The organism is Robiginitalea sp., assembly GCF_049588695.1.
Taxonomy (GTDB): Bacteria; Bacteroidota; Bacteroidia; order Flavobacteriales; family Flavobacteriaceae; genus Robiginitalea.
This window is the reverse complement of the sequence record NZ_JBAVZJ010000374.1, coordinates 1-6,791: the sequence shown is the minus strand read 5'-3', so window position 1 is coordinate 6,791 and position 6,791 is coordinate 1. Positions and strand designations below refer to the sequence as shown.

Sequence of the window (6,791 nt, the reverse complement as noted above, 5' to 3'; positions counted from 1 at the left end):
TGCCTATGAGCTGAGCAAGACCCTGGCTGTATTTGTCGGACTGATCATCACCAATTGTATCATAATGGGGCGGTTTGAAGCCTTTGCCCTGGGGAACGGGCCCTGGAGGTCCTTCCTGGATGGGATTGGGAATGCCTTGGGGTATGGGGTGATCCTGATCATCGTGGGTTTCTTCAGGGAACTCCTCGGATCTGGGACGCTTTTTGGATATCCCGTCCTGGGAGATCCGATTGCGAAGACAGGTTTGTACTCCATCGGGTATGAAAACAACGGTTTTATGATTCTTCCCCCCGCGGCCCTTATTGTCGTTGGGATTATTATATGGGTGCAGCGGTCGCGTAATACGGCCCTGATTGAAGAGAACTAATAGCAGATTGAACTGAAGCTTTACGTTATGCTGGAACATCTTGAATTATTTTTTAAGTCGATTTTTATCGACAATATGGTTTTCGCCGTATTCCTTGGAATGTGCTCCTACCTCGCTGTTTCCAAGAAGGTCGCCACAGCGGTGGGCCTTGGAGCAGCCGTGATCTTTGTCCTCGGGGTGACTGTCCCGCTCAACTGGCTGTTGGATCAGTACATCCTCCAGGAAGGCGCGCTCGCATGGCTCGGCCCGGAGTACGCGGATTACGATTTGAGCTTCCTGTCCTTTATTATGTTTATCGCCACCATCGCTACGATGGTGCAGCTTGTGGAGATTGTCGTAGAGAAGTTTTCACCTGCCCTGTATAACTCCCTGGGGATTTTCCTGCCATTGATCGCCGTAAACTGTGCGATTTTAGGAGGATCTTTATTTATGCAGGCTCGTGAAATCCCTTCCCTGGCCCTGGCCTTTAACTATGGGATCAGCTCGGGAATCGGCTGGTTTCTGGCCATTTTGGCCATAGCGGCGATTCGGGAGAAAATTCGGTATTCCAATGTTCCGGCCCCTCTCAGGGGACTGGGTATTACGTTTATTATTACCGGACTTATGGGCATTGGCTTCCAGAGTTTTGGGGGAATGCTCACCGGAGGAGATGAAGGGGCGGACAGTCCGGTTCCCGAAACTGCCGCACTTAAAATCCAGGCAGGGGAGGAAGAGGTACCTGTATCGGAAGAGGATACGGAAAAGAAGAAAGAGGAAGTGGTTATTTCTTATAACGATGCAATAAACAAGTAGTAATGATAGCAGCTACAACAACAGTTGGAACGATTCTGATAACGATAGTCGCGTTTTTGGTCCTGGTCATGGCGCTGGTGGCGCTTCTGTTATTTACCAAAGAAAAATTGGCGCCTTCGGGTCCGGTGACCATCACTATCAACGGGGAGAAAGAGCTTGAAGTGGCTTCCGGGAGTTCTTTGCTCACTACACTTGGAAATCAAAAAATATTCTTGCCTTCCGCTTGCGGGGGCGGAGGAACTTGTATTCAGTGTGAATGCCATGTCCTTGAGGGCGGGGGAGAAGCCCTGCCCACAGAAACCCCCCACTTTTCGAAGCGGGAATTAAACGAAGGGGCGCGCCTGGCCTGCCAGGTAAAGGTGAAACAGGATATGAACATCACCATCCCGGAAGAAGTTTTTGGGATCAAGAAGTGGGAAGCCACCGTAGTCCGGAATTTTAATGTAGCCTCTTTTATTAAGGAATTCGTGGTTGAAATCCCTGAGGATATGAACTATAAAGCCGGGGGATACATTCAGATCGAGATTCCCCCATGTGAAGTGCCCTATAAGGACTTTGATATTACGGCCCACCCGAAAGAACACGACGATCCCGAGAAATTCCGGGCCGAATGGGACAAGTTTAATCTCTGGCCCCTGGTCATGAAGAATACGGAAACAGTGGAACGCGCATATTCCATGGCCTCTTACCCCGCCGAAGGGCGTGAGATCATGCTCAACGTGCGTATCGCCACCCCGCCCTGGGACCGGAGTAAAAACGGTTGGATGGACGTGAACCCCGGGATTGCTTCCTCCTATATTTTTGGTTGCAAACCGGGAGATAAGGTAACAATTTCCGGCCCTTACGGAGAATTCTTTATCAACGAATCTGATGCGGAGATGCTCTATGTGGGGGGTGGTGCCGGTATGGCGCCCATGAGATCCCATTTATACCATCTCTTCAGAACCCTGAAAACAGACCGGAAAGTGACCTTTTGGTATGGGGGGCGTTCCAAGCGCGAACTTTTCTATATCGATCATTTCAAAAAACTGGAGGCGGACTTCCCGAATTTTAAATTCTATATGGCCCTTTCAGAGCCCCTGGAGGAGGACAATTGGAAGATCAAGGAAAATATCGATGCGCCGGGCGACGGCTTTGTCGGGTTTATTCACAACTGCGTTATCGATCATTACCTCAATCACCATGAGTCACCTGAGGATATCGAACTTTACTTCTGTGGTCCGCCCCTTATGAATAAGGCCGTGCAGAAGATGGGAGAGGACTTTGGAATCCCGGACGAGAGCATTCGATTCGATGACTTTGGAGGATAAACCGAGTTTTAAATCATTAAAAAACCGATATGTCCCATATCGGTTTTTTTAGCTAACAGGTACTGATGAAACCGCTGAGCGAACAGGAACTTCATAATCTGGCCATGAATATTGTGGGGAAGGAACTGGAGGATGCCGGGTATGAATTTATGGGGGTCAACAGCAAAAAAGGGAAAAACCCCCAGTTTGTCTGTTTGAAAGAAAAGAACCTTCACTTTATTGTCGTGCGCCCGGTGGCCTATCCCCATAACCCTGCGGAGTACGATCCTGCCCTGATGAAAAAAGTCAGGCAACACGCCATAAAATTTGAGGCGCGAACCTACTACGCCGGTGTGGGGTTGTCCAATGCGGCGGACCAGAACCTGCCGGTTTATTTAAATGAAGAATACATTGTGCGGTATGAGGGCCTTATTGAAATATAGCGAATTCCTGTTGGGTTTGTTTTTTGTTTTGCTTGGTGGATGCGCAGAAACCGCCTCTCTAAGGGAGCATGCCTACCAGGGGGGTGCCCTGGGCACCTCCTATTCTATAAAAGTGTTTACTGCGGATACTACAGATTTGCAGCCCGCCATTGATTCTGTTTTCAGAGTGGTCAACCAATCCCTTTCCACCTACCTGCCCGAATCGGATATCAGCCGCATCAACAGTGGGGATTCAGGGGTGCAGGTAGATGAAATGTTTGCCGAGGTCTTTAAAATGTCTGTAGAGATCTACCAGCAAACCGACGGTTATTTTGACCCCACGGTGGGTATCCTTGTAGATGCCTGGGGATTCGGACCCGGTCCGGCCCTGGAGATGGATAGCACACGTGTGGACAGTCTCCGTCAGTATGTGGGCCTCGGGAAGGTACAACTCACCCCGGATTCCCGAATCGCCATGCAGCAGTCGGGGATACGCCTGGATTTTAACGCTATTGCTAAAGGGTATGCGGTGGATCGCCTGGGTGTCATGCTGGAGGATAAAGGAGCTGCAGATTATCTCGTGGAAGTAGGGGGGGAACTCCGCACTCTGGGGATCAATCAGCTTAAAGAGCAGCCCTGGGTGGTGGGTATAGACGACCCCCAGGTACTGGAAGGCCGAAAGATTAAGCAGATCATCACCTTAAGCGATCGGGCTATGGCTTCTTCCGGGAACTACCGTAAGTTCCGGGTGGATTCCATTACGGGTAAGAAATACGTCCATACTATAGATCCGCGTACCGGCTATACCAAGGATTCCAGGATTTTGGCGGCATCGGTCCTGGCGGAGACCTGTATGCGGGCAGATGGATTTGCCACAGCTTTTATGGCGATGGATCTGGAAGCTTCCAAACGTATTTTGGAGTCCGATGACTCCCTGGAAGGATATATCATCTATCTGGATGAGTCCGGCACAACTTCGGAATATATGACGCCTGGTTTTAAAGCCGTCCTGCAGCAGGATTAGCGGGGTTTTTTTCACCCTTGGGATAATCTCCACCCGTCCCAGGGGGCAGTGTTTCCCTAAGAAGAATTTTAGGTTTCGAGGGGTTTTTCAACTCGAGGGATAATCTCCCCCTTGGCCAGGCGAAAACGGTCGGTGTCGGCGGGGTCCATATCCTCAGTGTAATCAATGGGGAGGACCCGGAAACCGGAATCCTTTAGAATATCGAAATAATCCCGGCCATAGATACGCACGTGGTCATACTGGCCGAATACTTTCCGCCTTTCTTCCTTGTCGGTAATACTGGGATCTTCAAAAGTCTGTTCCCGACTTAGATCCTGGGGCACCTGAAAAATACCCCACCCCCCGGGTTTCATCACCCGGTACAATTCCTGTAAGGCCTTGTGGTCATTAGGGATATGTTCCAGCACATGGTTGCAGAGTATAATATCAAAAGCGTCAGAGTCAAAAGGGAGGTTGCAAATATCCGCTTTAACGTCTGCCAGGGGGGAATTCAGGTCTGTAGTGGTGTATTGGAGGTTTTTGGCTTTTCGAAAGCGCTTGTAAAACGCCTGTTCCGGGGCAAAATGCAAGACAGAATGGGGTTTGTCAAAAAAATCGGTTTCGCGTTTCAGGTAGAGCCACAACAACCTATGCCGTTCCAGGGAGAGGGTAGAGGGGGAGAGCACGTTTTCCCTTGGATTCTCATACCCGTAAGGCAGAAAGGCTCGAAACGATTTTCCGTCGATAGGGTCGGTATACCGGTCACCCTTAAGGCTGGAGGCGAGTAGCGGGCGAACCCAGTAACTCAGCCGAATCAGTAAGGGGCGTGGTAAACTTTTCAGAACCCATTTAAAGAGATGTTTCATCCGGTCTTACACAAAATCAGAGGGCGATAGGGTTTTTCCGGAATTCGTGCTCCTCATCGCTCTGGATGCCGAGGGCCTCATAAATGTAGGCAAAAGTGGAAAGCAACTCGGGTTTCCCATCGACCAGGGCGACATCGTGTTCAAAGTGGGCGCTCGGTTTTCCGTCCGCAGTAAGTATTGTCCAGCCATCCCGCAGTTGTTTGATACGGCGCGTCCCCAAATTGATCATGGGTTCTATCGCGACAACCATTCCTTCCACAAATTTCTTGCCCCTTCCGCGTTTTCCGTAATTCGGCATTTCCGGAGCTTCGTGCAATTTTTTGCCTAAGCCGTGGCCTACCAGTTCCCGTACAACCCCATAACCTTCGGCTTCGCAGAATTTCTGGATGGCATATCCCACATCACCCACCCGGTTTCCGAGCGTAAATTCCCGTATCCCCACGTAGAGGGATGCTTTGGTGACGTCCAGTAGTTTTTTGGTTTCGGGAGGGATTTCGCCCACCGCAAAAGTGTAGGCGTGATCCCCATAATACCCGTTTTTAATACTGCCGCAATCAATGGAAACTATGGAGCCTTCCCGGAAGGGTTCATCGTTGGGGATTCCATGGACCACCTGGGCGTCCGGACTGATGTTAAGGGTGTTGGGGAAGTCATACATTCCCAGAAATCCGGGTTCTGCGCCCTGCTCGCGGATAAATTCTTCGGCCATCCGGTCCAATTGTAATCCGGTAACCCCTGGTTTTAATTCGGAGGCCAGCATACCCAGTGTTTTCGATACCACCAGGGCACTTTCGCGCATCAATTCAATTTCTTCAGCAGATTTAACGTGAATCATAGGCTGCAAAGATAATACAGAGTGGGTTTTAAAAGGAATTCCGGGAGAAAACCAGGCTTAATCCCAATCATAGGCGTGTTTGTAAGGCTGTCCGGAGAGTACCTTGATCATATCGCTTTCCAGGTCTTCCACAGCAAATTCAACAATACGCCCGAGTTCCACCCCGTCTTTGTAGAATATAAAGGTGGGGATATTGGTGATATCCAGGCCGGCCTCGTAGTCTTGTGGGGTCGTTTTATCCCGCGTCATGGCGATAACGTCGACCACTTCCAAAGGGTACTCTGTCGCTTTCAGGAGTTTGACGAATTTGGGAATCTCACGATGACTGTCCTCACACCAGGTTCCCATATAAACGACAATCTCAACATCTTCAAGCAGGGGTTTCAGGGTTTCCACATTTTCCGGGTCTGGTGTAAAACCGGTATATCCTGAATTGAACCAATCTGAAAAAGGGGCAACACGCAGGGCTGCAAAATCTGTGGTGCCCACCAGGATCACGGTATTGCCATCGGGTACACGCACCGCAGTATGCCCGGGTCCGGAACCGCAGGAATAAGACAACAGGACGATGAAGAGAAAACCGAGTTTAAGAAAGCGATTCATAAGTTTATAAAAGGGAGGATCTTGTCATTAATTCTGGCGCGGGAATTTCGAGGATTTCCAAAATGGTTGGCGCAATATCACCCAAAACCCCGGAGCGGATTTTTTTGCGATCCGGATCGACCAGGATCAGGGGAACGGGATTTGTGGTATGGGCCGTATTCGGACTGCCGTCGGGGTTAATCATGGTGTCGCAATTTCCGTGATCTGCGATGACCAGGGTGCTGTACCCATGCTTAAGCCCGGTTTCAATAACCGCTTTGGCACAGGCGTCAACGGTCTCACAGGCCTTGATGGCGGCGGGCAGGCTACCCGTATGCCCGACCATATCCGGATTGGCAAAGTTCAGGCATACAAAGTCTGCAGCTTCTTTCTCGAGCTCGGGAATAATGGCATCCCGGATCTCATAGGCGCTCATCTCCGGTTGCAGGTCGTAGGTGGCGACCTTGGGGGAGGGGCACAGAATCCGGGATTCTCCGGGGTAGGGTGCTTCCCTGCCTCCATTGAAAAAGAAGGTTACATGGGGGTATTTTTCGGTTTCTGCAATTCGGATCTGGCTTTTGCCCGCTTCGGACAACACCTCACCCAGGGTGTCTTCTATATTTTCTTTATCGTAC

Annotated in this window: 8 protein-coding genes and 1 pseudogene; 5 read left to right on the top strand and 4 right to left on the bottom strand. The window is 50.3% G+C overall.

Annotation, left to right across the window (positions count from 1 at the left end; translation table 11 throughout):
• From WBV75_RS08945 to WBV75_RS08925, 5 genes are all read left to right on the top strand, one after another.
• Positions 1-367: Rnf-Nqr domain containing protein (locus WBV75_RS08945; RefSeq protein ID WP_424120282.1), on the top strand; the 367-nt coding region annotated here is incomplete at its 5' end.
• 27 nt (positions 368-394) lie between these two features.
• On the top strand, positions 395-1,159 hold the full coding sequence (gene nqrE / locus WBV75_RS08940; protein WP_424120281.1) for an NADH:ubiquinone reductase (Na(+)-transporting) subunit E: 765 nt from the start codon (positions 395-397) through the stop codon (positions 1,157-1,159).
• Positions 1,160-1,161: 2 nt separating this feature from the next.
• The gene (gene nqrF, locus WBV75_RS08935; RefSeq protein WP_424120280.1) at positions 1,162-2,469 is read left to right on the top strand and encodes an NADH:ubiquinone reductase (Na(+)-transporting) subunit F; all 1,308 of its coding nucleotides are present in this window, start codon (positions 1,162-1,164) and stop codon (positions 2,467-2,469) included.
• A gap of 65 nt (positions 2,470-2,534) precedes the next feature.
• Positions 2,535-2,891: a Na(+)-translocating NADH-quinone reductase subunit F gene (locus WBV75_RS08930; protein WP_424120279.1), complete on the top strand. Its 357-nt coding sequence runs from the start codon at positions 2,535-2,537 to the stop codon at positions 2,889-2,891.
• Complete coding sequence (locus WBV75_RS08925; protein ID WP_424120278.1) at positions 2,869-3,894, top strand: FAD:protein FMN transferase; 1,026 nt, start codon at positions 2,869-2,871, stop codon at positions 3,892-3,894. The genes WBV75_RS08930 and WBV75_RS08925 overlap by 23 nt, the downstream gene beginning before the upstream one ends.
• A 68-nt stretch (positions 3,895-3,962) precedes the next feature.
• Here WBV75_RS08925 and WBV75_RS08920 read toward each other — a convergent pair whose 3' ends face one another.
• From WBV75_RS08920 to WBV75_RS08905, 4 genes and pseudogenes are all read right to left on the bottom strand, one after another.
• A complete protein-coding gene (locus tag WBV75_RS08920; protein ID WP_424120277.1) occupies positions 3,963-4,739 on the bottom strand; it encodes a class I SAM-dependent methyltransferase in 777 nt (258 codons plus the stop codon).
• A 16-nt stretch (positions 4,740-4,755) separates the two neighbouring features.
• Positions 4,756-5,574, bottom strand: coding sequence for a type I methionyl aminopeptidase (map, locus tag WBV75_RS08915; protein ID WP_424120276.1), 819 nt, complete (start codon positions 5,572-5,574; stop codon positions 4,756-4,758).
• 57 nt (positions 5,575-5,631) lie between these two features.
• The gene (locus tag WBV75_RS08910) at positions 5,632-6,177 is read right to left on the bottom strand and encodes a thioredoxin family protein (RefSeq protein ID WP_424120275.1); all 546 of its coding nucleotides are present in this window, start codon (positions 6,175-6,177) and stop codon (positions 5,632-5,634) included.
• A 4-nt stretch (positions 6,178-6,181) separates the two neighbouring features.
• Positions 6,182-6,791, bottom strand: a pseudogene (locus tag WBV75_RS08905) (2,3-bisphosphoglycerate-independent phosphoglycerate mutase); the annotation flags it as partial.